The sequence below is a fragment of the Sphingomonas sp. IC4-52 genome (genome assembly GCF_020707225.1).
Lineage (GTDB): Bacteria > Pseudomonadota > Alphaproteobacteria > Sphingomonadales > Sphingomonadaceae > Sphingomonas.
This window is the reverse complement of sequence record NZ_JAJFEU010000001.1, coordinates 417,778-444,146: the sequence shown is the minus strand read 5'-3', so window position 1 is coordinate 444,146 and position 26,369 is coordinate 417,778. Positions and strand designations below refer to the sequence as shown.

The 26,369-nt window shown below is 61.7% G+C and carries 30 protein-coding genes and 1 tRNA gene; 13 read left to right on the top strand and 18 right to left on the bottom strand.

Features of this window, described 5'->3' with window-relative positions:
• Positions 1-77: 77 nt before the first annotated feature.
• Together hfq and hflX are read left to right on the top strand one after the other, a co-directional pair.
• Complete coding sequence (gene hfq / locus LK535_RS02130; RefSeq protein ID WP_321576542.1) at positions 78-611, top strand: RNA chaperone Hfq; 534 nt, start codon at positions 78-80, stop codon at positions 609-611.
• Positions 608-1,918: a GTPase HflX gene (hflX, locus tag LK535_RS02125; protein WP_227770239.1), complete on the top strand. Its 1,311-nt coding sequence runs from the start codon at positions 608-610 to the stop codon at positions 1,916-1,918. Before hfq ends, hflX begins: the two co-directional genes overlap by 4 nt.
• A 52-nt stretch (positions 1,919-1,970) precedes the next feature.
• Here the strand turns inward: hflX and mazG are convergent, their stop codons facing one another.
• From mazG to LK535_RS02075, 10 genes are all read right to left on the bottom strand, one after another.
• Positions 1,971-2,738 carry a nucleoside triphosphate pyrophosphohydrolase gene (mazG, locus tag LK535_RS02120; RefSeq protein WP_227770238.1) on the bottom strand — a complete coding sequence of 256 codons (768 nt, stop codon included), beginning with the start codon at positions 2,736-2,738 and terminating at the stop codon, positions 1,971-1,973.
• 45 nt (positions 2,739-2,783) lie between these two features.
• Entirely contained in the window at positions 2,784-2,948 is a 165-nt protein-coding gene (locus LK535_RS02115) for a hypothetical protein (protein ID WP_227770237.1), read from the bottom strand.
• Positions 2,945-3,709, bottom strand: a complete 765-nt coding sequence (locus tag LK535_RS02110) for an MBL fold metallo-hydrolase (RefSeq protein WP_227770236.1) — start codon at positions 3,707-3,709, stop codon at positions 2,945-2,947. The genes LK535_RS02115 and LK535_RS02110 overlap by 4 nt, the downstream gene beginning before the upstream one ends.
• Positions 3,706-4,482 carry a TatD family hydrolase gene (locus LK535_RS02105; protein WP_227770235.1) on the bottom strand — a complete coding sequence of 259 codons (777 nt, stop codon included), beginning with the start codon at positions 4,480-4,482 and terminating at the stop codon, positions 3,706-3,708. Before LK535_RS02105 ends, LK535_RS02110 begins: the two co-directional genes overlap by 4 nt.
• Entirely contained in the window at positions 4,482-6,029 is a 1,548-nt protein-coding gene (gene metG, locus LK535_RS02100) for a methionine--tRNA ligase (RefSeq protein WP_227770234.1), read from the bottom strand. Before metG ends, LK535_RS02105 begins: the two co-directional genes overlap by 1 nt.
• 15 nt (positions 6,030-6,044) lie before the next feature.
• On the bottom strand, positions 6,045-6,992 hold the full coding sequence (locus LK535_RS02095) for a DNA polymerase III subunit delta' (RefSeq protein WP_227770233.1): 948 nt from the start codon (positions 6,990-6,992) through the stop codon (positions 6,045-6,047).
• A complete protein-coding gene (gene tmk / locus LK535_RS02090) occupies positions 6,989-7,615 on the bottom strand; it encodes a dTMP kinase (RefSeq protein ID WP_227770232.1) in 627 nt (208 codons plus the stop codon). The genes LK535_RS02095 and tmk overlap by 4 nt, the downstream gene beginning before the upstream one ends.
• A complete protein-coding gene (locus LK535_RS02085) occupies positions 7,612-8,787 on the bottom strand; it encodes a D-alanyl-D-alanine carboxypeptidase family protein (RefSeq protein WP_227770231.1) in 1,176 nt (391 codons plus the stop codon). Before LK535_RS02085 ends, tmk begins: the two co-directional genes overlap by 4 nt.
• 23 nt (positions 8,788-8,810) lie before the next feature.
• Positions 8,811-9,470: an SPOR domain-containing protein gene (locus LK535_RS16870; protein WP_227770230.1), complete on the bottom strand. Its 660-nt coding sequence runs from the start codon at positions 9,468-9,470 to the stop codon at positions 8,811-8,813.
• A gap of 223 nt (positions 9,471-9,693) precedes the next feature.
• Positions 9,694-10,737, bottom strand: coding sequence for a lytic murein transglycosylase (locus LK535_RS02075; protein ID WP_415837059.1), 1,044 nt, complete (start codon positions 10,735-10,737; stop codon positions 9,694-9,696).
• 94 nt (positions 10,738-10,831) lie between these two features.
• On the opposite strand from LK535_RS02075, the gene LK535_RS02070 reads away from it, so the two are divergent.
• From LK535_RS02070 to LK535_RS02060, 3 genes are all read left to right on the top strand, one after another.
• Positions 10,832-10,921 (top strand) — tRNA-Ser (locus LK535_RS02070).
• A gap of 144 nt (positions 10,922-11,065) precedes the next feature.
• Entirely contained in the window at positions 11,066-12,346 is a 1,281-nt protein-coding gene (locus tag LK535_RS02065) for a tyrosine-type recombinase/integrase (protein WP_227770229.1), read from the top strand.
• A 25-nt stretch (positions 12,347-12,371) separates the two neighbouring features.
• Positions 12,372-13,241, top strand: a complete 870-nt coding sequence (locus tag LK535_RS02060; protein WP_227770228.1) for a helix-turn-helix domain-containing protein — start codon at positions 12,372-12,374, stop codon at positions 13,239-13,241.
• A gap of 413 nt (positions 13,242-13,654) precedes the next feature.
• Here the strand turns inward: LK535_RS02060 and LK535_RS02055 are convergent, their stop codons facing one another.
• The 6 genes from LK535_RS02055 to LK535_RS02030 all read right to left on the bottom strand — a co-directional run bounded on the left by LK535_RS02055 (position 13,655) and on the right by LK535_RS02030 (position 17,355).
• Positions 13,655-14,272: a tyrosine-type recombinase/integrase gene (locus LK535_RS02055; RefSeq protein ID WP_265334018.1), complete on the bottom strand. Its 618-nt coding sequence runs from the start codon at positions 14,270-14,272 to the stop codon at positions 13,655-13,657.
• Positions 14,273-14,554: 282 nt separating this feature from the next.
• On the bottom strand, positions 14,555-14,776 hold the full coding sequence (locus LK535_RS02050) for a hypothetical protein (RefSeq protein ID WP_227770227.1): 222 nt from the start codon (positions 14,774-14,776) through the stop codon (positions 14,555-14,557).
• Positions 14,777-14,913: 137 nt separating this feature from the next.
• On the bottom strand, positions 14,914-15,570 hold the full coding sequence (locus tag LK535_RS02045; protein WP_227770226.1) for a hypothetical protein: 657 nt from the start codon (positions 15,568-15,570) through the stop codon (positions 14,914-14,916).
• Positions 15,551-15,985 (bottom strand): hypothetical protein, encoded by a 435-nt coding sequence (locus LK535_RS02040; RefSeq protein WP_227770225.1) that lies wholly within the window; start codon positions 15,983-15,985, stop codon positions 15,551-15,553. The genes LK535_RS02045 and LK535_RS02040 overlap by 20 nt, the downstream gene beginning before the upstream one ends.
• 81 nt (positions 15,986-16,066) lie before the next feature.
• Positions 16,067-16,420, bottom strand: a complete 354-nt coding sequence (locus LK535_RS02035; protein WP_227770224.1) for a hypothetical protein — start codon at positions 16,418-16,420, stop codon at positions 16,067-16,069.
• Between the two features lie 230 nt (positions 16,421-16,650).
• A complete protein-coding gene (locus tag LK535_RS02030; protein WP_227770223.1) occupies positions 16,651-17,355 on the bottom strand; it encodes a hypothetical protein in 705 nt (234 codons plus the stop codon).
• Positions 17,356-17,581: 226 nt separating this feature from the next.
• Between LK535_RS02030 and LK535_RS02025 the strand changes: the two genes are divergently transcribed.
• From LK535_RS02025 to LK535_RS02000, 6 genes are all read left to right on the top strand, one after another.
• Positions 17,582-18,670: a trypsin-like serine peptidase gene (locus tag LK535_RS02025; protein ID WP_227770222.1), complete on the top strand. Its 1,089-nt coding sequence runs from the start codon at positions 17,582-17,584 to the stop codon at positions 18,668-18,670.
• Between the two features lie 207 nt (positions 18,671-18,877).
• Entirely contained in the window at positions 18,878-19,366 is a 489-nt protein-coding gene (locus LK535_RS02020) for a hypothetical protein (protein WP_227770221.1), read from the top strand.
• 262 nt (positions 19,367-19,628) lie between these two features.
• Positions 19,629-20,735, top strand: a complete 1,107-nt coding sequence (locus LK535_RS02015; RefSeq protein ID WP_227770220.1) for a protein kinase domain-containing protein — start codon at positions 19,629-19,631, stop codon at positions 20,733-20,735.
• A 289-nt stretch (positions 20,736-21,024) separates the two neighbouring features.
• Positions 21,025-22,374, top strand: coding sequence for a hypothetical protein (locus tag LK535_RS02010; RefSeq protein WP_227770219.1), 1,350 nt, complete (start codon positions 21,025-21,027; stop codon positions 22,372-22,374).
• A gap of 290 nt (positions 22,375-22,664) precedes the next feature.
• Positions 22,665-23,417: a hypothetical protein gene (locus tag LK535_RS02005; RefSeq protein WP_227770218.1), complete on the top strand. Its 753-nt coding sequence runs from the start codon at positions 22,665-22,667 to the stop codon at positions 23,415-23,417.
• Between the two features lie 11 nt (positions 23,418-23,428).
• The gene (locus LK535_RS02000; RefSeq protein ID WP_227770217.1) at positions 23,429-23,890 is read left to right on the top strand and encodes a hypothetical protein; all 462 of its coding nucleotides are present in this window, start codon (positions 23,429-23,431) and stop codon (positions 23,888-23,890) included.
• A gap of 113 nt (positions 23,891-24,003) precedes the next feature.
• Here LK535_RS02000 and LK535_RS01995 read toward each other — a convergent pair whose 3' ends face one another.
• Both LK535_RS01995 and LK535_RS01990 read right to left on the bottom strand, forming a co-directional pair.
• A complete protein-coding gene (locus tag LK535_RS01995; protein ID WP_227770216.1) occupies positions 24,004-24,327 on the bottom strand; it encodes a hypothetical protein in 324 nt (107 codons plus the stop codon).
• Between the two features lie 195 nt (positions 24,328-24,522).
• Positions 24,523-25,092, bottom strand: coding sequence for a helix-turn-helix domain-containing protein (locus tag LK535_RS01990; RefSeq protein WP_227770215.1), 570 nt, complete (start codon positions 25,090-25,092; stop codon positions 24,523-24,525).
• Positions 25,093-25,182: 90 nt separating this feature from the next.
• On the opposite strand from LK535_RS01990, the gene LK535_RS01985 reads away from it, so the two are divergent.
• A complete protein-coding gene (locus tag LK535_RS01985; protein ID WP_227770214.1) occupies positions 25,183-25,551 on the top strand; it encodes a YdaS family helix-turn-helix protein in 369 nt (122 codons plus the stop codon).
• Positions 25,552-25,792: 241 nt separating this feature from the next.
• A complete protein-coding gene (locus tag LK535_RS01980) occupies positions 25,793-26,275 on the top strand; it encodes a hypothetical protein (RefSeq protein WP_227770213.1) in 483 nt (160 codons plus the stop codon).
• Positions 26,276-26,369 lie beyond the last annotated feature (94 nt).

Sequence of the window (26,369 nt, the reverse complement as noted above, 5' to 3'; positions counted from 1 at the left end):
TGGACCATAAGCGAGATGGTTCCTACATAACGGACAGCGTGCTGCATGAGCCGCAACCCGACGCCGGGCACCGGCGCATCGCGGAGCAAACTCCGCCAAAAAAGAAAGGGCATCGACCAATGGCCGACAAGCAAAGCTCCCTGCAGGATCTGTTCCTGAACGCACTGCGAAAATCAAAGACTCCTGTGACGCTGTTCCTGGTGAAGGGCGTCAAGCTCCAGGGCATCGTGACCTGGTTTGACAATTTTTCGGTGCTGCTTCGTCGCGACGGGCAGAGCCAGCTGATCTACAAGCATGCGATCTCGACAATAATGCCCGGAGCGCAGATCGACGTTCAGTCCATTGTTGATCATCTCGGCGAGCAAGGCCGAAAGCAGCCGCTGCTGCAGGAGATCTTCCTGAACGCTGTGCGCAAGTCGGAAGACGCGGTCACGATGTTCCTCGTGAATGGCGTTATGCTGCAAGGGCAGATCGCGGCGTTCGATCTTTTCTGCATGCTGCTGCAGCGCGATGGCACGTCGCAGCTCGTATACAAGCATGCAGTTTCCACTATCCAGCCGGCGCGGCCGCTGAATTTGGCGGATGAGACTTCAAGTTCGGAGGAAGATTGAGTACAGGTTTCGATCGCGATCGTGAGGAGTTCGCACGTGGCGCGCGCGCCATCGTCGTTTATCCTGATCTCGGCGGATCGTCGCGCGACGCCGACGCTCGTCTCGAGGAAACGGCTGGTCTAGCGGCTGCCATTGGTGTGGACGTGGTCGATCGGCAGGCAGTGCGTGTGCGTTCCCCGCGCGCTGCCACACTGATAGGCTCCGGTCAGGTTGAGCAACTTGGCGTCCTGGGGCGACAGGAGGATGCTTCGCTGTTCGTCTTCGATGCTGCCTTGTCGCCCATTCAGCAGCGCAATCTGGAAACTGCGCTCGAGGCCAAGGTGATCGACCGCACTGGCCTTATCTTGGAGATTTTCGGCGAACGCGCAGCCACGGCAGAGGGGCGGCTTCAGGTTGAGTTGGCTCACCTCGATTACCAGGCTGGTCGCCTGGTGCGCAGCTGGACCCACCTCGAACGCCAGCGCGGCGGCTTCGGCTTTCTGGGGGGGCCTGGTGAAACACAGATCGAGGCGGACCGCCGGCTCATTCGCGATCGCATGGCCCGGTTGCGGCGAGAGCTTGATCAAGTCACCCGTACTCGTGGCCTCCACCGGGAACGCCGACAACGCGCGCCTTGGCCGGTGATTGCACTGGTTGGCTATACGAACGCCGGCAAATCTACGCTCTTCAACCGGTTGACCGGCGCCCATGTGATGGCCGAGGATCTCCTGTTCGCCACGCTGGATCCCACGCTTCGGCAGATCAGCCTGCCGGGGATCGAAAAAGCGATCCTCTCCGACACAGTGGGCTTTGTTTCCGAGCTGCCCACGCAGTTGGTGGCGGCGTTTAAGGCGACGCTCGAGGAAGTAGTCTCGGCCGATCTGTTGATCCATGTGCGCGACGTGGCCCACCCAGACACGTTGGCGCAAAAGGCAGACGTAGAGGCTGTGCTGGCCGAACTCGGCGTGTCGGAGACGACACCGCGCATTGAGGTTTGGAACAAGGTCGACCTGATCGAGCAGGATGCGGGTGAGGAAATGCTAAGCGAGGCAGCGCGCCGGGACGACGTGGTCGCCATGTCTGCTTTGCGCGGTGAGGGGGTTGATACGCTCGTTCGGCTGCTCTCCAACCGGTTGACCGAGGGTCATCAGCGCTATTCCATCGCCCTCGACATCGGCGATGGTGCGAGTGCCGCATGGCTGCATCAGCACGGCGAAGTGCTCCATCAGTCGGTAGATGCCGATCAGGCCATGTATGAAGTGCGCATGTCCCCAAAGGACTACGAGCGCTTCGCGGAACGTACGGGTGGGATCGACGACGCTTCTTAGCGGCGTCCAATGAGGTCAGCGCGGCAACATACGCACAGAGGAGAGTAGGGCGCTACTCTCCTCGTTCCTGCCGCTTTGCAGCCAACCAGAGCTCCTCTTGATCAGAGAGATTGAGGCCGGCGATGGAACCGCCTGCAGCTTTCTCCATAGCCACAAAGCGCCGCTCGAACTTTCCATTCGCGCTTCGCAGTGCAGCTTCTGCATCAACACCGAGATGCCGCGCCCAATTCACCACCGCGAACAACAGGTCCCCGACCTCTTCAGCACGTGTCGCGTCGCTCGCCGTTGAGACCTCCTCGAGCTCCTCATCGATCTTTGCGCGCGGGCCCGCAGCGTCCGGCCAGTCAAAGCCTACGCGGGCTGCACGCTTTTGAAGTTTCTCAGCACGGAGCAACGCTGGCAGACCCAACGCCACGCCGCTAAGAGCGCCAGCGTCCGACTTTTTAGCACGTTCCTGTGCCTTGATGATCTCCCAAAGGTGATGACCACCTTCCTCGGCATTCCCGAAGATATGCGGATGGCGTCGCTCCATCTTCTCGGAAATCGCGTTTGCCACATCATCAAACGTGAATTTTCCTCGCTCCTCCGCGATCTGGCTATGGAAGATCACCTGAAGCAGCAGGTCACCTAGCTCGTCCTTGAGGTCACCCAAGTCGCCCCGCGAGCATGCGTCTGCAACTTCGTAAGCTTCTTCAATCGTGTAAGGCGCGATGGTTTCGAAAGTCTGCTCCCGATCCCACTCACAGCCTGTATCGGGATCACGTAAGCGCGCCATAATGGCCCGCAACCGGATTATGGGGGAGAGCTCCCGATCATTCATTCACATTCACCGATAATAAACATTATGTTAAGCCTGAGCTAGGTTTCAGGAACTCACCAGCAGGACCGCCCCGGTGACTATGGCGAAGATCGCCGCCCATATCACAGCGAACCACACAACTCTGCCAAGTGGCAGCCGCCGGACGAGCAATGCGGACACTGGTAGGACGAGCATCAACAGCAGCAACAGCGCCGCGGCGCTGTCGTTCACAGCATGAACTCCTGACCATCAAAACATGGCTCCACACCCGAGGGCAGCTCCGCGAGCAAAGACGCGTAATCCATGGAGTGATCCATATGGGTCAAAGCAGCGCGCCGCGGCTGTAGCTCGTTGATCCACCCAAGGGCCTGTTCAAGGCTCGGGTGCGTCGGGTGGGTTCGACGACGCAGCGCGTCGACAATCCATAGATCCAGCCCGCTATAAAGAGAGCGCATTTGCTCCGACATGCCACTAATATCAGTGGCATAACCGAATGCCTTACCATCGGCTTCGAACCGCAACCCGGCGGAGGTGATCGCCCCATGCGGTTGGTCCACGACCCGCAGGTTGATCGAGCCAATCGTGAACGCGTCGGGCAGCTCGTGGAGTGACACCGTAGGCGGATACTCGTCCTGTCCAGCAAAGACGTAGCCGAACATTGTCTTGAGCTTCGCACCGGTACGCCGGCGTGCAAAACCGGTGACTGGCCGGCCGATCTGGTGATAAATCTGTCGCAAATCGTCGATCCCAAACACGTGATCGGCGTGTTCGTGAGTCCAGATTACCGCATCCACCGTACCGACGCCTGCAGCCAACAACTGCTGGCGCATGTCCGGTCCCGTGTCGACCAGGATACGGGTACCCTCATGCTCCACCAGAACCGAGACCCGTGTTCGCCGGTTTCGAGGTTCCGACGGATCGCACAGGCCCCAGTCATTGCCGATCCTCGGCACTCCTGAAGACGTCCCACAGCCGAGGACACGGACCTTCACGCGGTCGTCTTATCGAACAAGGCATGAAAGTTTCGAGCCGTAACTTCTTTGAGACGCTCGACGTTCTCGCCTCGAAGGTCAGCCAGGAAATTGGCGGTATCGGCGACAAAGGCGGGCTCGCCAGTCTTCCCTCGATGTGGAACGGGCGCAAGAAACGGTGCGTCTGTCTCTATCAGCAGGCGATTGAGAGGAAGAGCGGCAGCGGTCTGCTGAAGGTCGCGCGCGCTCTTGAACGTCACGATCCCGGAAATCGAGATGTAGAAGCCGAGTTCGATCGCGATGGCAGCGAAGGTTTTTGTGCCAGTGAAGCAGTGGATTACGCCCGAAAAGGCGCCCTTCCCCAACTCATCCCTCAGTATCTCGGCCGTATCATCTTCGGCCTCGCGCGTGTGGACAATGATCGGCACTCCCGCGTCCCGTGCCGCAGCGATGTGAGCGCGAAAACTCGCTTGCTGCCTGCCCCGGTCGGAATGATCGTAGAAATAGTCGAGCCCACTCTCGCCAATACCCACCACACGCGGATGACGTGCTCGCTCCACGAGCTTGGCTGTGTCGACGTGCGGATGCTGATCTGCCTCGTGCGGGTGGATACCCACCGTAGCCCAAACGTCCGGTTCTCGCTCGGCTGTCGCGAGAACATTATCCCACTCGCTCTCTCGTGTCGCAATGTTGAGCATCGCGGTCACGCCGCGGGCGCGTGCTCGTTCAAGCACCGCCTGCTGTTCTTCGGCCAAGCCCTTGTAGTTGAGGTGACAATGGCTGTCAGCGAGCATCAGGCAGTCTCCACCGGCATGTCAAGCCGCGGGAAGGCTGGTGATGGCACCGACAAGGCTGCGCCGCTGCTCACCCGACGCTCATACCAGCCATCATCGTCGATCGCGGCATGATCGCGTTCCGCCTCCGCCACGCCGAGTTGATCGAGGATCGCGCCGGCGCCCGCGGGAACCACCGGAAGGATCGCGATCGCGAGCATCCGGATTGCGCGGACCAGGGTGCGCAACACGGCGTTCATCCGCTCAGGATCGGTCTTGCGAAGGCTCCAGGGTGCCTGAGCGTCGATATACTGGTTGCAGGCGAACACGCCGCGCATCCAAGCTTCGATCCCCTGACTCAACATGAGATCACCGAAAGCAGCCTTAAGCCCGGCTGCGGCAACGATAACTTCTTCGATCAACACACCATCAGTGTCGTCAGCGCGGCCACCCTCCGGGAGGCTGCCGAGGTTCTTCGCGATGAACGATAATGTGCGCTGCGCGAGATTGCCGAACGAATTTGCCAGCTCGGCATTAACGCGAGTTACAATGGCTTCTGCCGAATAGCTGCCATCCTGTCCGAAACTCACCTCACGCAAAAGGAAGTAACGAAGCGCATCGACACCGAAGGCGGACACTAGGTCAGCAGGATCGACGACGTTGCCGACGCTCTTCGACATCTTCTCACCGCGGTGAAGCACGAACCCGTGCCCAAACACCGACCGCGGCAGTGGTAGCTTCGCCGACATCAGAAATGCCGGCCAATAAACGGCGTGAAAGCGGACGATATCCTTTCCGATCAGGTGCAAATCGGCCGGCCAGTGGCGCATTTCGGCCTCCGGATAGCCGGCGCCGGTCAGGTAGTTCGTGAGTGCGTCCACCCACACATACATGACATGCCCGGGACTGCCCGGAACCGGCACGCCCCAGTCAAAGCTGGTACGCGACACCGACAAATCCGACAGCCCGCCTTCCACAAACCGCATAACTTCGTTGCGCCGCGATTCCGGACGAATGAAATCGGGATTGTCGCGATAGAGGTCGAGCAGTGGCTGCTGATATTTGGAAAGGCGGAAAAACCAGGTCTCCTCCGCCGTCCACGTCACCGGCGTCCCTTGCGGCGAGAGCTTCTCACCTCCCTCACCAGCGACGAGCTCCTTCTCGTCGTAAAAGGCCTCGTCTCGCACAGAGTACCAGCCTTCGTAGCGATCGAGGTAAAGATCTCCGGCAGCCTCCATTGCCTGCCAGATCGCCTGACTGGCGCGGTAATGATCGGCATCCGTAGTGCGGATGAAGCGATCATAAGAGATGTTCAGATTGTCGCACATAGCACGGAAATGAGAGGACATTTCCGAAGCGAGGTCGCCTACCGCCATGCCGCGATCCCGGGCGGTCTGCACCATCTTCAGACCATGTTCGTCCGTCCCCGTCTGAAAACGAACGTCGCGCCCGGACTGGCGCTGGAACCGCGCGATGGCGTCGGCAGCGATCGCTTCATAGGCATGGCCGATGTGCGGCTTTCCGTTGGGATAGCTGATCGCGGTGGTGATGTAGAAGGGTTCGCCCATAGGAGTTCGCCTCTACTATCGAGCGAGCCGCGCGACCACCCCCGCCAGTTCAAACACGGTTGTCCCGGGATCAAGGGAGAGACCGCGGGCACTGGCTGCGATCCTCCGCCCCTCGTCATACGCATCCAGGGCCGTGCGCAGCGCGGTGCCGGAGCGGTAGGGCGCCTGTTCCGCGATGAAGGTGGGCACACGATCGAGGAACGCCTCATACCGTGGCTGCGCCGCCTTCAACGACAGCGCGCGCATCAGCTTCACCCGCTCAACGTTGTCGCGGTCACCATGTTGCGCGATTGCGGCCAGCGCCGCGTCGATCCTGTTGAGTTCAAGCCCAGCGAAGCGGAGCGCCCGCCCTGGCGACCCAGCGCCCGCCCGCAGCAACGACTCGCGTTCATCCTGGCTGGCGTCGGGCAGGAGATCCGAAAGGGCAGCCTGCATGTCGGCATCACTCAGCGGGTCAAAGCGCAACAAGCGACACCGCGAGCGGATCGTCGGCAGGAGGCGGCCGGGTGCATGGCTGATCAACAGGAAAACAGTGCCGGCAGGCGGCTCTTCCAGATTCTTCAGCAGCGCGTTCGCCCCAGCGCGCTCGAGATCGTCAACGGCGTCGATCACAATAACCCGGCGCGGACCGAGCGACGGCGTGGTCGCGAACAGGGGCTGGAGCCCGCGAACCTGAGCGATCGTGATGCTGCGCGCGAGATCACCATCGGGCTTGCCGTCCTTCGGCAAACGCTCAAGCACGCGAAGGTCGGGATGCGAGCCCGCCTCGACGAGCGCGCGGGTCCGTTCGGGCCCGAGATCACCGGACGCCCGCGCCAGAAGGTCGACGGCCGCCTCCCGAGCAAAGCTGCCCTTCCCTATCCCTTGCGAGCCGGCGAACAACCAGGCGTGGTGCATGGTTCCGCCAGCCACCGCTGCCTGAAATGCCTCCCGCGCCGCGTTGTTGCCGCGCAGGGCGATCACGGCAGCAGATCGCTCAGTTCGGACAGCAGCAGCGCCGTGACGTCGCCGGGCGAGCGGCTAGCATCGACCACCCTGAACCGGCCCGGCTCACGGGACGCAAACGCGCGAAAGGCCCGGCCAACGTCGGCATGGAAATGCTCGCTGCGCATCGAGAAGCGGTCCGTCGCATCGCCATCGCGCAGAGCAGCACGACGAACGCCTTCGGCCACCGGCAAATCCAGAACAAAGGTACGATCCGGGAGAAGGCCGCGAGACCCGAAGCCGTGGAGCGCCAGGATCGCCGCGTCGTCTATCCCGCCCGCTGCGCCTTGGTAGGCGCGGGTCGAGTCGATGAAACGATCGGTGATCACCCATGTGCCTGCTTCAAGCGCCGGCTTGATAACCTTTTCGACGTGGTCCGATCGCGCTGCGGCGAACAACAGGGCCTCCGCACGAGCGCCCCAACGTGTAACGTCACCTTGCATCAACAAGGTGCGTATCGCCTCGGCGCCCTCGCTTCCGCCTGGTTCCCGGGTGACGAGCACGGACAACCCACGCGATTCGAGCGCTGCAGCCAGCGCCCGAACCTGCGTCGACTTACCCGCTCCCTCGCCGCCCTCCAGCGAGAGGAAGCGTCCGTTCATCCGAACAACCCGGCGAGACCAGCCCAGGCACGACCGAAGAAGCCAGCTTCCTCGACATCCTTTTCGGCAACCAGCGGCATGGTCTGAACCGGCAGGCCAGGTGAGGTGATCACAAGATCGGCGACATGCGCGCCAGCCTTGATTGGTGCCTTGATCGGCCCCTGATAGACGACCTTCGCGCTCATGGCCGGTGCGGCACCTGACGGCAGCGCAACCTTCAGGTCACGTGGCGCAACAAGGCCCACGGTGGACGCATCGCCAAGCTGAACTTCAGCCTCGGTGACCTTGCGCCCCTGCTTCACGACCGGCTTCGCCTGCCATGCGCGGAAGCCCCAGTCCATGAAGCGCACCGACTCGCTGATGCGCTGATTGGAGCTCGTCAGCCCGGCGAGCACCATGACCAGGCGACGGCCATTCTGTTCCGCAGATCCGGTGAAGCCATAACCGGCCTCTTCGGTGTGCCCCGTCTTAAGCCCGTCGGCACCGGCAACGCGGCCCAGCAGAGGATCGCGATTCGCCTGGGTGATGGCGTTGCCTGATCCGAGCGTCTTGCCCCAGGTAAATTCGCGCCGCGAGTAGAACTGCTTGTAGAGACGCGGGTGATCTTCGATCGTGGACGCCGCCAGTTTCGCTAGATCACGCGCCGTCACATAGGTGACGCCATTGTCGGGCCAGCCATTGGACGTACCAAAGTAGCTGTTGTTGAGGCCCAGCTTCTTGGCAGCTTCATTCATCCGCTGCGTGAAAGCTTCCTCGGTGCCGGAAATGCCCTCAGCCAGCACGACGCACGCATCGTTACCCGAAAGCACGACAATGCCGTACAAAAGGTTCGCAACGGAAACCCGCTCGCCCGGTGACAGGAACATGGTCGAGCCTGCCGACGGACCATGCCACTTCTGCCATGTTTCCGGTCGGACTTCGAACTCTTGATCCAGCTTCAGCTCGCCGCGCTTGATGAGATCAAACGCCACATAGGCCGTCATCATCTTCGCCATCGATGCGGGTGGCATCCGGCGATCGGCGTCCTTGGCGAAGAGCACGGCGCCGGACGACAGATCCTTCAGGAAGGCGACAGGCGCCACGGTCTGGAACTGCGGCGCAGAGGCGGCGGAGGGGTAGGCGACAGACAAGGCAATCGCCGGCACCGCAAGATAGGACAGAAGCTTGGTCATGGACGCTCTACTCGGTGCTTTTCTCAAGGCTGAACAATGATTGCGGCACCGCCATAGCCGCGGCGCTCGGCTGCGTCACGTGCGCGTTGGGCGGAATTCTTATCGGCAAATGGCCCCAGCCGAACTCGGTGGAGTCCGCCGGTGCCTTCGACATAGCCCCCCAGCGTTTCCGCCAGTGCACGGGCGCGCGATTGGCTGGACAGCGCCGCCACCTGCACGAGATATCTCCCTGATGTCGCCATGCGTGGGACGGCGGGCGTCACGCGGGACGGAACGGCCGACGTACGCACAGCGGTGGGCATAGCGGAAACTGCGGGAGATCGGGTCTGGGAAGCAGTGATTGCTGCGGCAGAACCGAGTTCGAGCTGGTTGCGAAGTGCCGCAAGCAGTCCGGGCGGTGCATCAAGTCGCCGTCCGGCGGGACGACCGGCCCTCAGTTCCGCCAGATCGGCCGCACTGGCGGCGACTCCGCGGACACGAACCGGCGCGGAGAGCCTGTCGGCCAGACCGAGCAACCCCGCTGCGGCCGGCGAAAGCTCAATCTCTGCACCGTTCCCGCTTGGCGCCATGTGGCGATCGATGAGGACAAGGATCGTGCTGCCGGTGTCCAGCGACGTGACCTCCGCCACGGACCCTGGAGTAAGCTGGTGGTGGGCGGCAACGATGGCAGTCTGGCTGGCCACGCCTCCGGCCGCGCTGGTGGTTGCAGCCGCATCAGGCGAGCGCCTTCTTGCGGGCCCCACCTGATCATAGCGAGGCTGGCCCATGCCGGACGTCGCAGCCGGTCCCGCCGGCGTGCCCGCCTCTGGCGGAAGCGGCACGCTCGTTGATGCGGGAAGCTGAGCCGGAGCGGGATTGGCGGCGGCAATTGATGCCAGGGCAAGTCCAACCAGCGTTGGCCTGGCCCTATTGCTCCACGGCATCAGCCAGCAGACCGACCGAAAGCGCATAAAAATTCGAGCAATTATAGTCGAGGATCACCCGGTAATTGCCGGTCAGCAAATAGGCCGTCTGGCCCGGACCATCCGGCTCCATCAGGGTGGCGAGGACGTCATCCGCGGGCCAGGCGCGTCCCTGCGGTACGATGCCGAGCGCACGCCATTCGGCCATGGTTCGCCATGTGCTGTGCCGTTCGAAGACGCGTGGGCAGCGAGGCGAAACCAGCCGGTTGCGCTGGCTCGAACGATCGAACCCCGCGGGTACGGAGACGGCAAAGCCCCATGGCTGACCGGGGCGCCAGCCCGCGTTGACGAAGTAGTTGCCGATAGAGGCAAGCGTATCCGCCTGGCTGTTCCAAATGTCTGCACGGCCGTCTCCATCGCCGTCCTTGGCGAGGCGCAGATAAATGGAGGGCAGGAATTGGGGGTTACCCGTGGCCCCTGCCCAGCTACCCTTCAACGTCTCTCGCGAGATCCCGCGTTCCAGGATCTTGAGCGAAGCGATGAACTCGCCTGCGAAGAGCGAGCGGCGGCGCCCCTCATAGGCAAGCGTCGCCAGGCTGCGGAGCAGGTCGAAGTTGCCGGTATAACTGCCGTAATTCGTTTCGTGGCCCCAGATCGCCACCATGATCGATTCCGGCACGCCGGTCTCCGCCTCCACGCGCGCCAGTCGCCCCCGGTTGGCGACATAGGCCGCGCGGCCGCGGGAAATGCGCGCCGCATCCACGTGGCGCGCCTTGTACGGGGCGAACGGCGGGCTGGCGGTGGATTGCGGATTGCCGGGCTGCGCACGGTCAAGCTCCACCACGCGCGCGCTATAGGTAAGCGTCGGCAGTATCGCATCGACGGTGGATGGTCGCACGCCTTCGCGCAGTGCCTGCGCCCGCAGTTCGGGCAGATAGGCCTGAAAGCCCGCCTCGTCCTGAGCAGCTGCCGCACCGGCGAAGGTGAAGCCCGCCGCCAGGGCGGTTGCGATCCGAAAAAAATGACTGGTGATGTTGAAGCCCCTCACCCCTGCTGTGTGACACAGCCGGCCATTATTCGGAACCGTCAATCATCGACGGGCTTGCACGTATCGCCGCACCGCGCCACAGGGCGTTCCGGACGGATGGGTGGCCGAGTGGTTTAAGGCAGCGGTCTTGAAAACCGCCGTGGGTTCACGCTCACCGTGGGTTCGAATCCCACCCCATCCGCCACCCCTTCTTTTCTGACTGTATCAGAACAGGTCAAAAACGCCCGCATTTCCGTCGATTTTACCTTGTGTGTCGTGTCACGGCACCTCACAGCGGGGCCATGCATCGTAGCGACTTTGGGGGCACTTCAGGGGCATCGCACTCACGGTGTGGGGGCATCGGAGAGTGCCCCTGACGGATCGAGCCTGCAAACAGGCGAAAGCGCAAGACAAGCCGTACAAAATGGCGGATGCGTTCGGCCTGTATCTCTACGTGACGCCGAACGGATATCGCAGCTGGCGCTGGAAGTATCGGTTCGCCGGCAAGGAAAAGCGGCTGACTTTCGGGCCCTATCCGGATGTGACACTGGCCGAGGCTCGCGACCGGCGCGAAGAGGCGGCACGGCAGCTACGCTCGGGAGTGGATCCCGCACTCGAGAAGAAACGCCAACACGCGGCGCGGTCGCTACAGGCGGATGCCACCTTCAAGAAGATCGCCGAGGACTGGATCGGCAGCCAGACGGCGCGGTGGTCGAAGCGGCACTCCGCGTTGGTGAAGGCCAGCATGGAGCGGGACGTCTATCCCAAAATTGGCAAGCTGCCGATCGATGCGATCACGACGCCGATCGTGCTGTCCGTGCTTCGTCCGATCGAGGAGCGCGGGGCGATCGAGACGGCGCATCGAACTCGGCAACGGATCTCGGAGGTGTTCGCCCGAGCGATCGGCAGCGGCTTGGCACTGGCGGACCCTGCAGCGATCGCCGGCCGGGCACTGGCGCCGGTTCGGAAGGGCAAGTTCCCGGCCGTTCGGACGGTGGAGGCAGCTCGCTCGGTGCTCGCGGATGTGGAGGCCAAGCCGGCACATCCAATGACGAAGCTGGCGTCACGCCTGCTCGCGCTGACCGCCGTTCGCGCGGGCGTCCTTCGTTTAGCGGAGCCAGCAGAATTCGAGGGGTTGGATGGCGCAGAGCCAATCTGGCGCATCCCCGCGGTCAAGATGAAGCTCGTCGTGGAACGCAAGGAGGATGCGGCCTTCGAATTCATCGTGCCGCTGTCGAGGCAGGCGGTGGAGACAATCGAGGTGGCGATCGCCCTCTCCGGTGGCGCGCCGCTCATCTTCCGGAGCGTACGGCACCCGCGCCGGCCGATATCGGACAGCACGCTGAGCAAGGCATATCGGGATGCCGGCTATTCCGGCATCCACGTCCCGCACGGCTGGCGGTCGACCTTCTCCACGGTGATGAACGAACTGGCTGGCACCGAGAATCGTGTTGGCGATCGTGCAATTATCGATTTGATGCTGGCGCACGCGCAGGGCGGCGTGGAGCCGACGTACAATCGCGCTGCGTATATGCCACGTCGGCGCGAGCTGGCGCAGGAATGGGCGGATCTGCTGACCGCCACGCTGCCGCACCCCAGCGCGTTGCTCGAGGGTCCGCGACGGGTCTGAACCTCCCGAACGGGAGTGCCGCGGCGTGAGCGGCGGGGCATCGATCTCGCGTGACGTCCACCGCCTGCTGAAGGGCGCTACCGCCAAGCTCGCCGGCCGCAACCCGCGCGGCCCGGACATTGGAGAAGGGCGGCGTGTTCCGCACCGGAAAAGCTTCCTCGAGACCACCCCAGAAGCGAAGCCTTGGGCTCGCATCGGTGACGGCTCGGTGGCTGCCGGCCTAGCGCACCGCGAGGCCATAATCGAGACGGCCGAGCAACTGCGGGTGGATCAGTGGCGAAAGTTCCCGCTGCAAGAAGTCCGCCAGGCACGCTTGGAGCGGGATGCGGCGGCAACGGAGCTGGAGGAGCTGGCAACCCGCTCGCCGGCGGAACTGCCCGTTGGCCGGCCAGCCGCGCTGCGCCAGCGCATCGAGCAGCTGGACGCCAAGATCGAGGCGGCGGATCGCCGGCTACGTCGCACCGACCTAACGGTGCTGAAGGCATTGCTCGCCTTTCTGGACTTCAAAACCGGGAAGCTATTCCCCGCGCATGAAACAATCGCGGAAAAAGCCGGCTGTCACCTAAACACGGTCAAAGCGGCGTTGAAACGCCTCAACAATCACGGCTTCATCGACTGGGTTCGGCGCACGGCGCGAACCGGCAATGAAGGTGAATTCGCACCGCAGCTCGAGCAGACGAGCAACGCCTACTTCTTCGATAACCGACGGAAGATGGCCAAGACGACCTGGTCGCGATTCGTGCAGATCCTGACAGCTAAGATGCGACGGATCGGTCGCACGCCGCAGGGGCTGGCTGCAGCGCCCGTCAGCGATCCCTCTCCGCCCCCGGCCCCGGGTAGTCTGGCTGCGGCTATCGCCGACCTCGGCGCAGCGGTCTCACGCGCGAGTACATAGAATGTCTTCTATCCGGCCTTCAGAGCTTAAGAGCAAAAGGGATGGCATCGCTGGAGCGATGCCATGCGCTGATTTGTAGTTCCCCCCGGCATCAAAGGATCACCACACGCAGTCGACAGCCAAGATCCGGCTGTCGGCGCGTGGCGGCTTGCGCCGCCCCGGGGGTATGCGAGGGGGAAGAGCACGAACCATGCCACGCCCTCGCCGGCGTTGCGCTTCCGGTAAGGAGGGGATGCGGCAAGGGACGGGCTTCTCCCTGTCCTTCCCCTGCCGCACTCCCCTCACCTGACGCTCGCTGTCGAAGGTTTACGCTTCCGCCCCGAACGTCGACACTTCGGGATTGACGGTAGGGATGTTTCCGGAAGGACGAACCTTCGGGCGGGCTCGGACGAGGGCGAACTTTTTACTTTGGATTACCTTCCGCTGCGCACGGTCCCACTACGCGGTGTCCGGCCCCTCTCGGCCCTGACTTTCGACCCCCGCCGCCCTATCTCGGCCCCGATGCCCGCCCAGCCGGCCCCTCCCGACGATGACGCGCCCACCTGCGACGGGATCGGGCATGCCTGGCGGATCCTGCCGGGCGACTGGCATGAGCAGCACGCGGTGGCGCGCTGTTGCGGGATCCGCTGACGCAACCGGCGGGCAGTCTCCCGCGCACCGCGGCGCTCCACGGCGCGCAGCAGCTCGAGCACGTCGGCCGGCGCGATCGCGCCGAGCGGCTGGGCGCCGATCGTCGGGAAGACGTCGCGCTCGAGGCTGACCAGGACGTCGGCCGCGTGGACCGGTGTCCAGCCCTCGAGCTGGACGGCGTGCCAGGCGCGCGCGGCCGCTTCGAATGTTTCGACGCGAGCCGATCGGGTGCGCGGATCCTCGCCGCGGGCAAGCTGCTCACGCGCCGCGTCGGCGCGAGCCCGGGCGGCGACCAGGTCGAGCTCGGGATAGCTGCCGAGCGTCAGCAGCTGCTCCTTACCGGCGAACCGGAAACGCCACCGGAAGCTCTTGAGCCCGGTCGGTGCGACATAGAGGTGCAGCCCCGCCCCGTCGGCGAGCTTGTAGGCGCCATCAGAACAGCGCCGAATGGCCGTCAGCGCTTACGTGCAGCGGAGCAGCGCTCGGGCGGCGAGCGTTCCGGCCGCGGAAAGCGGCGACCAGTTCGTCAGCGAACGCTTGCGCATCCTCCTCGAGCTGATGCGTTTCCCGCTCGGATCGGGTGGCCAGCGCCGCCCGGCGGACAATATCGTCCCAACGGGGAGTGAGACGATCCAGTTCGTCCAGCCTCGACGGGCGGCGCTGACCGGTCGCGCGCATGGGGCTCAGAAGCTCCCGGCGCGGCCCAGCTCGGCACGACGGCGTAGCCGGCGGGCGAGCTTGGACGGGCCGCGGGCGCAGCGACGAAGGGAACAGGCAAGCCGACGCAGCGGCAGCTGGTCGATGGTCAGGCGCGCGATTGTCCGGTGACGATAGCGGCTGAGAGCCCGGGCCGTGGCGGTGAATTCATCATCCGGCCGGGCCAGGTCGATTGCGATCTGGGTCATGTCAAAGCCCCAAAACGAAAGCGCCCGCTCACCCCGTTGTAGGGCGGCGGGCGCAACTATGGCGGGGTCGTTTTTGCCGTTTGCGTGACCGTTTTACCGGCTGCTCACTCGCGCAGTGCGCAAATGCGCACCCCCCTTCAGCGTCGCCGCCAACGATCGAGTGAGCTCGCCAGCATGGTACGCGCGCGCCGGTTCGACATGCGCCAGCGGCGAGCCGCGTCGGTTATGCCTACGTCGTCGACGATGATCGCCAGCAGCATGTCGGCGTGCGGTGCTACTGCGGCTCGCCAATCGGTATAGGCGCGTTCCAACAGTACCCGCCCGATCGGGACGGCAGCTGCCGCGTTGGGACCGCCACCGGTGCCGCGCTCGAGCTTGGCGGTACGTACGGCAACGTCGGCCGTGATGAGGGTATAGGCCGTCGCGATCTCCTGCGCCGCAGCCAGCTGGTGAGCATCGAGAGCGCCGGTCTGAACCAGTCGGGCAATCGCACCTTCACGCTTCGCTTCCCGTGCAGCGAATTCAAGTGTCTCAGGCGTGCCGGCAATACCGCGCCACGTTTCGCTAAGCGCCACACGCTCTTCGATCCCCGGGGCCAGCTGCGTACCTTCCTGGCGCAGCCGTTCCTTCATCGCTCGCCACTCGAGCTTGGAAATGCCCTTAGGCTTCTTCGGCAGGTCCGGCTTCGGTCGCGGCGCGCCTAGCACCAGGTGCGTGATCCGATGCTGCTCCCGCAGCTCCGCAGCGGTGAGCTTGCGGGCAGTTGGTGGCGCGTCAGCCCGCTCGTGTTGCATGCGTGTCCCCGTCATTCTCAGGGACATGCTGGAGAACTGCGACGATCGGCAGCTGCGCATGCCCGCAGTACCCCATCAGCTCGCCAAGCGGAGCGGCCGCCATGCCGCCAATGCGTCGAAACACCTCCACCACGATCTCCCGGGCATGGGTGACATCAATCACGACGAGGTTGCGCTGCAGCCCGGCCGTGCGGCCGATAACTTTGGCGGCGACGAGCTGATCCACCAGCTGGCGAGCGCGTGTCTCGCTCACTCCAACTGCTTCGCCAATTTCCTTGTAGCTAGGACAGCCTAGCCCGCGGGCCAGTCGCTCGACGATGAAGGCGAATACCTCCTCCCGCCGCAGCGGAGCACGAGCCGCGGTGCGGCTCAGGCCCGACGATGCAGGTGGTACCGCCGCTGTGGTAGCGCCCATCAATCCCCTCACGCCCCCACCAGGAACATAAGGAGAAATGCCAGAGATTGCTATCCAGCGCTCTTCCGGAACGCTTCATCGTCACCGTAGCTCGGCCGGAACGGCGTAGCCGCGCTTCAGAAGGCCACGGACGAGATCCGCGAAGCACCCGCCTGGCGTGGCCCATGGATGCTCACTCGTTTCGACATAAGCTGCCCAGAACCGTTCGAGCATGCCACGATCGCAAAGGTGCGGGTGCAGCGCGCGAAGCGCCAAGCGGACCGCTTCGACTGGGACGGAGTCGCGTGACCCAGAATACGACGCCCGCCGCAGGATGATCAGCGCCAGCTCGATCGTGATCAACTCGGCGCGTCGCCTACGCAGTTCGGGAAGATCCTCAGCGAATGCCTCGATCTCGACCTTGACGTCGTGACTGGTGCAGTAGCCGCAGAGCATCTGGCGCGAAACTGTCGGCCAATCGCATGACTGTAGCCCAGCAGATCGAAGCTGGATCAGCTCCTCCCGATCGTGAAGCGTGGCTCGCTTGCAGGTCCGGCACGTAACGCGCACTGCGCCGTCAATGCGGCGGAGATCTTGCAGCGTTTTCGGCGGGCCAACCATGGGCTAGCCTTAAATCGGAACATACCGCGAACGCTAGTCGTGAGCCCCGGAGGAACACCGCGTTGCTAGAAGAGGACCGATGCGGGGGGCGGGTTTATTCGCCTGACCGCCTTAAGCGATCCGCCGGGGAGAATTTGCACCCCTGTTCGGGTGACAACGATGAATGATTTCGCATCTTGGTCGAGGGGCAAGCCAATCACCTGACCCGCGCTGCTCACGTAAACGAAACAAGATTTGCAGCCGTCTTCGACGCGGTCGAAATAGCGAGCTGCGTTAAACTCTGCCGCGATCACACCGCAGAGGAAGCCCGCCAGCAATACGATGAAGAAGTGGTAAAGCATTGCCGCTGCGCGGGAAACGTTGAAAAGGGTCAAGCGCGCACCGGGAGTCCGGCTAGTTACCTTGGCCGCGGTTCGGTTCATCCAGAGAAGGAACCACGTGGCAAGTATCAGAAATGCAGGAACGTAAAAGCATTGCAGGACCGCCGCGTATCCGTCTGCCATGGTCTGCTGGATGCTCTTCTCCACAACGCCCGACGACAGCCCAAAAAAGCGAAAAACGTAGTGCTGGTAAATCGAACCGGTGAAGTAGAGCGTGGCAGCTCCGATGATCGTGACCGGAGCCGCAATCGTCGTGATTATAGTAAGCGGCGAGCTCCGCTCCTCCTGATCTTTCATCTTGGCCCCCACCGAAGTCGTTTGAAGTTTGGCCTCTACGGCTGCCATGACGGCGGAGATACCCTCCGCCGCGGTGACGCTTTTGAGCGGCATACCGTAGCCATCTTACCCGCACCGATCGAGCCCATACCCGAGGCAAATGCCCGAAAGTGGGAAGTGGCCCGTCCAGCCTGCATGTCGGCCATTGGAAGGAATGCCGCCATTCAAGGCCACGGGTGAGAGCGGCCGCTAGCTCGAGAACTGGATTCTGGGCTGCTCTAGCCGCTTGCAAGCTCGAGTGAAAATGGATCTTATAGGTCTTATCGCGTGAGGAGCGGTCATGCGGCGAGTCGGAAGCCGGGTTTGTGTTGGTAACCTATCGCACGCTGAGTCGGTCGATCACGGGGCGATTACGGCGCTCGAGCGCGATAGGCTCAAGCTGGAGCGGCAAAAGCTCGCCCTAGATGTCATGCAGAAACGTCGTGAACTCGCTTCATCCAAAAAGAACCCGTGGCAAGAGCTCATCTCCAATCCGCTAACGCTCGCTATCGTCGGCGGTTTCATCAGCGTCATGACAACTATCGTCGCGGGCAGTCTCACAGCTTGGGCAAGTCGCGAGGCAGAGAAGCAGAAAGCCGAACTCGCCCGCGCAAGCGCTCAAGACGAGCTTCAGGCGGAACTCATCAAGAAGTTTACTGAGGGCTCCCGACCCGTCGTGCGAGAAAACCTTAGGTTCTTGATCGATGCCGGCCTGCTACCCAAATATAAGGAAGATATTCGCGCCTACCTCGAAGCCAATCCTGATGTAGCGCCGCAGGCATCATTTGGATATAGGGGTGGCATCCAAGGATCCGACGACGCAGTCGAACTGCCGGAGCTGCCCGCGACCGATCCTCTGGCGATGATGGGACGCGCTGTAGGACAGGTTCAGCTTGGCCCGGGTAGGACCTGCACTGCGTTTCTCATCGCGCCCGATCGCGCGCTATCTGCCGGGCATTGCGGCACCGAGTTGAAAGGCAAGGTAGCCAAGTTCGCCATTAATGGCAGGTTGCTTAATGCCAGCATCTTGCGCCAGCAAGCGCTCGGCTTTTATGCAGGCGGATACACCATCTTTGCTCTGCGAGGCTCGACGGAGGGCCTTACCAGTCTCAAGCTGGCAAGCGCGCCGGCAAGGAGCGGTGCGCGGTTGAAGCTGGTGATGTTTCGGGCGGCCAACGTTCCGCTGGCAGTGCAGTCTCCCGACTGCCGCGTCTTGGCAATTTCAACCAGGACTTTCACACATGGCTGCGACACGGGACCAGGTTCTTCCGGTGCGCCGTTGCTTTCTGAGGATGGAAAGGCCGTGCTCGGCATCCATGCCGGCCGCAATGCCGATGGCACCGGTTGGGCAACGCTGGCGAGTGTGGTGGCCACGGGCATCGCGCACTGATGTTGCCAGTGGAAATGCCCGCTCGGCACGGCAGTCACGCTGGAGCATCACTCCAAATAGATTTCGATCAAGCTTACCGCAGCTTCAGGAATTGAGCAAATTCATCTGGCAGAACTGAGCCTTGTCGAGTGGCTGCGATTCCGCTTGTGGGAGGTTAGCGGAAGTCCGCACAATGCTCGCTGAGCGGCGATTGTGGGCGAGATCGGAATGACCGCTTTTCCCGAGGATCATGGCGGAGACATCCTCCGCCGTGCTGGCGGACTTTTGCGGCTCAGCGCAGCTGCTGTACCCGCCCGCGAGGGAGCAATACCCTTCTCGCTTTCGCCAGATCGCTCCGACCGTGAGCCGTTTCACAGCCGCTGCCGATGGAAACATCACCTGTTACCTCGTTCAACCCCATTTCTCGTTACCCCCAGCCTCTTGCCTGCGCAATATTTGCGCATATATTACACTCATATCATGGAGACGATCATGGCAAAAGTGCGCATGAATATCGAGGTTAGTCAGGACGTTGCTGCGTTCCTTGACCAGCTGGCTACGGACGAGGCCACGACCAAAACTGAAATAGTGAGGCGGGCTCTGTCGGTTCTGAAGGCCTATCAGCAACAAAAGGCGAAAGGGAGGAACCACATTGGCTTTACTGCCGACGCAGACAAGCTCGATGCCGAGCTCGTCGGCATCCTTGACAGTCAATGAGCACTAGTCTGCCGCCTGATCACCGACCGGAGATCATCGTCTCAGACAGGCTAATCCGCGACAGTGACGTTGGGGATGTTGACTTGGTGAAAGTGCGAGCATCAGTCCGCATAGCCTACGTTTCGCTCGGGATCGCCTGCGCTGTTTTGATGTACTCGCTATATGCCGGCGATGGAGACCTACGGTCTTGGGCGTCCGGGCTGATTTCATCAATTGCTGGCGCGGCGCTCGCGTATGGATTTGTCACGCGTGGGAACGGGAAGTGACGTCGACTGTAGCTTCAAATCTCACCGGCATGGTGCTCGCGGGCAAGAAGAGCAACCGGAAGTGGACGGTTGGCGAGATGATCTCAGTTCCGGTCGACAGATCTCAACCCAACTTCTCCGTCGGTTATCACGTCACCAGTGACGATGGTGTTCAGGCATTCCTCAAGGCGACGGATCTCGGTCTTCTCACTCACGACGGCGGTAGCGTTTATGATCGAGTGCGAGCGGCCATGGACAGCCATGGCTTTGAGCGGTCGATCTTAGATCATTGCCGCTCTAGGAGCATGGACAAAGTCGTCGTCGCGATCGACTACGGCGACGCAATGGTTACGTTTGGAGGAGTGCAAGACGCTCTCTTCTACCTTGTGTTCGAGCTTGCGAAATACGATCTGCGCAAGCACTACGATAAGACGGAGGGGTTTGCTCTATCCTGGGCGCTGGGTGCCATGCATCAACTTGCAGTTGGGGTATCGCAATTGCACGATGGCCAGGTTACTCATAATGATATCAAGCCGGCAAACTTTCTGGTTTTCGCAGACGATGCCCAAAAGATATCGGACTTGGGGTGCGCAACATCTCCCCTGATAACTGCTCTTCATCAAGATAAGCACGATCCCGGAGACATAAAGTACGCTGCTCCTGAGCTTCTGTATGCTGAAACCGAAGGAAGTCAGCGCGCACTATGTACATTCGAAAATAGGCGCGCCGCAGACTTGTATAACCTCGGGAGTATGGCATTTTATCTGGTAACTGGAACAATGCTGACTCCGCAAGTGATCGGACGCTTGGCTACTGAGCATCGCCCCGTGAGTCAGAGTGGGGGCTGGAACGGATCTTGGGCAGATGCTATGCCATACTGGCGGGAGGCCTTTGCGCGGGTGATCTCAGAGGCGTCGGATGATTACGTTCGCGACAGCACCAGTGCAGTCCACTCAGTTGTTCAAGAAGTTTTTGCCATTATCAAACAACTGTGTGAGCCAGACGCCACAATACGGGGACACCCTCTCAATCACTCTGGACGAAGCGACCGATACGGGTTGGAGCGCTATATCTCTTCATTCAATCGGCTGCGCTTGCGGTCACTAGTTAATAGAGATGGATGACGCCTATCAAAACTCGCCGCGCCAGGTTCTTCCGCGGTGGAGGAGTTTGGCCCGCACCCCGGGAGCGGAGCTCGCATCGTTGGGGCGGCGCCATCGCACGGCGATAGGCTCCAGCTCAAGCGGTCGCGTGGGCCCGACGGAGCGCCATGCTTGGCTGGCGACTCCTGGCGTGGGTCCTGCGACGGAGTTGCTCGAGGCCGCTATTGTAGGGGGTGACCCGTCACTCGCGGAGGACGCTGCCTACTGGTTGCTACGCAACTCTGATCGAGCTCGTCCAAGCCAGATAAGGTTGGCGAAGCTGTTGCTGGGCATCGAGGCGCCCGTTCAAGACACGTCGCCAAGCGAGCTTTTCACTCAACCTGATGAGCTCCACGCAAGTGTACGGCGACTCAAGCAGCGGTTAGTCGAACATCCTAGGGATGCTATAGCCGGCGCTGAATTGGCTCGCTTTTACTTGCTACTTGGCCAGCCTACTAGCGCTCTCGCTGCCATGGAGAGGGCTGTGTCCAATGCCCCCGATAACCGGTTTGTACTGCGGAGCGCAGCCCAGCTGTTTGCAACCACGTCCGAACCGCAGCGCGGTCTCGACCTTCTTTGGCGGAGTGATGCAGTCAGATCTGATCCGTGGGTCCAAGCGGCAGAGGTGGCGCTTGCCGACCTGGTGGGCCGCGGGCCAAGGTACGGGTCGAAGAAGTTAGCATCACTGCTCGCAACCGACGCTATCGGGATCAGCTACAGCGAGCTAAGCGCCGGGCTGGCTTCGCTTGAATGGAAGTCTGGTGTAAAAAGAAGTAAGGTTAAGAAGCTTCTTCAAAAGAGTATACGATCGCCAACCGAGAATGCACTAGCTCAAGCGGTGTGGCTTGAGAACGAGAGTGATATATCAGTTAGCACAGACAACCTGATAGCAAATAATGGATCAGCATACGAGGCGCGATCACGAGCGAACTACGAAGCGGGAAACTATGCTGGCTCAAGTGAGGCGGCGCTTCATTGGTTGAATGACCAGCCGTTTTCTCTGGATGCGGCTCGTGATTACGTGTTTGTAACATCAGTACATTTAAGCCAGTTCTCTAAGTCTATCGAAGTCGCAGAAGCCGCTGCACGCTTGCACCCACGTGACTTTAACCTGATCAACGGGCTGCTCTATTCACTGGTAATGGACGGGCGACACCAGCGTGCTCGCGAAGCACGGGTGAAGTTGCGGCAGATAAGAAGCAGCGGTGATCAGCTTCCGTTTCTTCATGCAGCAGATGGCTTACTAGCATTTTCAGACGGGAACATTGAAGAAGGCAGGCAATGTTACCTCAGAGCGATGACATCTGCGCGCGAGGTGAAGCGTCCCAATCTCGTGATTAATGCCGGCATATATTGGCTTGAACAAGAGACACTAAGCGGTTCAATGGGAAAGGCCGATATACTAGAAAACATTGGAGATCTAGATAAAGCGATAGCGGAGTCGGCAAAGAACGTCTCTGTCGACGCATCTCCCACTTGGAAATCTAAGAGGCAGCACATTCTGGACCTTCTCTATAAGAGGGAAAGCAAGGTTACCCGCCAAATTGAAATAGGCGACGGAAAAAAAGTGTCGTACACCATCTCGGCGAAGCACCTCACAGCCGCGATGCGCGACAAATGAGAAGGCGGGGCTTTCTCATCTCTTGAGAGTTAGACACGCGACGCGGCGGAGGTGCCCTCCGCCGCGATCATGACAGACGACGCACTTCAGCCGTCATACCGCCTGCGCAACCGCGCGATACCCGACCGATACCCGGGCCCCATCTCTAGAATGGCCCCTCGCCCTCGCCGCTCGCTAGGGCGTTTCACTAAGTCGCTGGCCGAATTGACGCCGCAAGGGTTTCGGCGTCGAATCTCCTCCTCGTGATCTGGCGTGAACCGGATCTTGAAGAATGGAGGCCAGCAACGTCTATGGAAACGCTGATGACGCGGCGAGCCATCCTCGCCGGTGGTGCCGCAACCGTTATCGCCGGCACTTCCGCGAGCGGCGCGTCCACAAAGGCTTGGGTGAATTCGCGAGCGATCCCATTGAGCAGAGTTGGCGAAGCCACCCAATGGCTGCTCTCCAATTTTCGAGGAGAGATGGAGCGCGCGACGAGTGGTACGCCATTCTCTGTGGAATTGGCCTGTGCCATGGCTTGCCAGGAATCGGCATACGCGTGGATCGATCCCAACTTCCGCAAGGGGCGCTCCCCTTCGGGGGTGTTGCGGCTGATCGTCCTCGATGCTTCAGACAAGCGCGGCGCGTTCCCAAGGAACGAGAAAGAGTTTCGCCGTCACCCCACGCTTGGCAAGATCACCGACGAGCTGATCGCCGTGGCAGACGAGGCGCGCGATGCGCGAGGCGTTACGAAGAAGCGCGGGACACTGATGTATGGGTACGGACTGTTCCAATATGACCTACAGAACAGTCTGACCGACCCTGAGTTTTGGCTGAGCCCAGCCCCCGGTTCTTCCGCAGCCAGCCGCCAGCACGGCCTTTGGGGGAGCATCGACGCTTGCGTTGATCGCTGGCGGAAGGAGATGGACGGTAAGTACAAGGCTGCCCGCGGTGACCTGTGGGAGGCAGTAAAGCGCTACAATGGAAGCGGTTCGGACGCTGACCTGTACAAACAGTTCGTGTTCGACAACTTTACCGAAATTCGACGTCTCAAGATCGTCTGATGGGAGGCGGTATGATGGTCACGCGCATCGCTCGACCCGTCGTTCAGGCCTTCGTCGCCTTCGTGTTCGTCATCTCGCCCCCAGCAAAAGCAGAGGTCATCTGGGAGGATAGCTCGGACCTTGAGATGCGCATGGACACAACCATGCGCGAGATCCTCCCTGCCACGTGTGTGCCCTCGCCGAACGAAGCACCCGAGTCCGACGATCCCGCCAATCGATCCGCGCTGATTGGATACAATCAGGCCTACTCGTTTGAGCCGTCCATCATCCGCTACGAAGTGGTCGTTCACATCACAAAGCAGTGTTTCGACCTCGCGGAGGCGCGACTCGATCAGATGGTGAAAGAGAAAAAGCCGATTTTTTCCAACAAGGTCGCGCAATCACTTGAGGCTTACTACGATGCCGATGGTGGCCCTACGTTCATATTGCAGTTCAAAGTCGCAAAGCGGGAGTCGGATCGAGTCGCACAATAACCGCTGATCCTGGCCCCGACCCGAATTTTGATCGGGCGGGCGAAGGTGACCGAACAGGCCGGCGCTGCGCACCGGCTTGCCATTCCTTCCCAGCCGCAAACGGGCGATGCGTCTCAGGTTCGAGCGGTGTGGCTGCGATGATCGCCCCCGCCGGCGAACGGACAACAGGACGACTGTTGCTTCATCGCGCTAGAAGGAACGTCGAGAACCGGACAATCAAGGCACACAATCCACACGCCGGCGACGATGGTGGAGCCGAAGACACCTGCTAGTGCGACTGTTCTCACGGGCGTGAGATACATCTTCGTGATCATCGACCCTACCGAGAGCCTGGATGCTTGATCATCCGGTTCCTCGATGGAGCCCGAACGAACCGGAATGATCAAAAACGAGGCAGTCAGCGCTACAACCAACAGACTGGCAAGGTTCCACCACATCGAGTTCCTCCCCCCTTCCCTCTCGCAGATCAACGCTCAACGGGCCGACCGGCGGCGTCGTCAGGTTCTTGAGGGACATCTTTTATCCGCGCCTCCAAAATAGTCGCTGGAGCTGGATAATGAATGAGGTCGTATATCGCGCAACGCCTGGATGCCGGGACGCATGTTTGCCTTGCGACGTCATGTGTGCGGTCGTCACTGCGGTTCGCGAACGGGAATGGTCGGCTCTTCGAGCTTTGTGGCGCCGTCCGGCTGGGCCGACGCGGGAAGCAGATCTCGCAGTTGCGCTAGACCGATGGGGAGCCGCTGCGCGAGAAGCAGAGCTTGTTCGTCCAACGGCGCGTCCAGATCCATCACCCGCAACAGGCCCTCGAACATTCGTGCCAGCGCGTGTTCCGGAGGCAGCTCGATCTGCGAGGGAATAAGAGCAGTTTTCGGCCGAGCCCTGCCAGACAGTGACCTCGCGAGCTGGGTCAGCGCAGCGTGGTCTTCTGGCGACAGGGCTCGGAAGCAGTTCAAAAGCTCTTGCTCACCATGAGCGAGCAATGGCTCCGGTGGCGCATCCCGATCGGGATCGTCCGTTTCGCCGGTCAAGTATGCCGGTGTGGTGAGAAGCTCACGAGCGATCTTGTGAAGATGCCTCGTGCCGTAGCTTTCGCCCACGAGCAATTTGTAGATCGTAGCCTGTGAGACCCCCACGCGGCGCCCCAATTCGGACTGCGAAAGTCCGCGAAGCTCCATCAGCTGCTTAAGGCGAGCGGACACAATCACGAGAGCAAATTAAACGCGCCCGTGTAAGCCGCGACCGACGAATACGTGTTGACTCATCTAAACGGTTCCGTTTAACTACGCGTCATGGACCAGGCACCCGCCTCCGAGCCGATGGACGCGCTGCGTCGCGCTGTTGACCTGAAAGGGTCACAGTCCGCGCTCGCGCGCGAAATCGGCTTCACACAAGGCTCCGTTTGGCGATGGCTGAACGGCACACAGGTGCCGGCAGAAGCTGCGATCGCGATCGAGAAGGCAACGGGTATTCGGAAAACGGAAATCCGCCCTGACCTGTTCGGCCCGGAGCCGACCGACAACACGGATCCGCCGCCCCCTTTTCCTGACCTGCTCCCTCGCACCGTCGTTCCGGCACCCGGGGCTGACGCAGCCTTCACGAACCCAAATGGGCTAGAACCTTCGGGAAGCGACCCCACCCAGGCGGAGAAGGTCGCTTGAACGGCGAGAGCGTCACCCCATCCGATCCCGAGCTCACTTTCGGTCGCTGGCATGCCGGCCGGAACCCGTGCGGGGCCACCCACCCCGATCAGAACACGCGGGACGTCCGTATGCTGCATTTGGAAGAGCCCCCCCAGGAAGACGGCGCCGGTTTCCGCAAGCGACCGGCGTCGTCTTTTTCAGTGCGCACCGCCAAATGTCTCTTGGAAACGAACCTCACTTTTCCAGCCGAGGTGCAATCATGACGATTGCACGTGCGCCGGGCTCGATCGAGCAGGCCCTGGACAAGATTGCCGGCGAGCAGTTGTTGGGCGGCTGGGCAGGAATGGCGGGTGTCGTCGACCGCGCCGAGAATACCGTCCGCAACTGGGCAAACCCAAACACGCCCGAATCCATCCCTCTCGATCTTGCGCTGAAGCTGGATCTCGCTTGGCAAATGGCCGGTCTGATCGGTGCGCCGATCCGCGACGCGTATAACGCCCTCGCCGATCAGCTGCGCGAGGCCGAGTTCGGCTGTCAGTTCGAGCTGCTGCGCGGCGCTGCCGCCTTCGCAAAGGAAAACGGCGAGGCGGAGGAAGCGCTGATGCTTCTGGCGCTGCCCGGCGCCGACGAGGCGGCGATCGCCAAGGCTGAACGCGAAGTCAGCCAGGTCGTCGCACTGGCAGACAATCTCCGCGGCATGATCAGGCGCCTGCGGCGCTCACCTAACCGCAGCCCGCCATAAGTTCAGCGGGCCGCGCTCGGCCGCCGCGCCCGTAACTGTCGAGACTTCCCCACTACCGCACCTCCGCCCGCGTCGCCTCGAGCTTCGCGGAGCG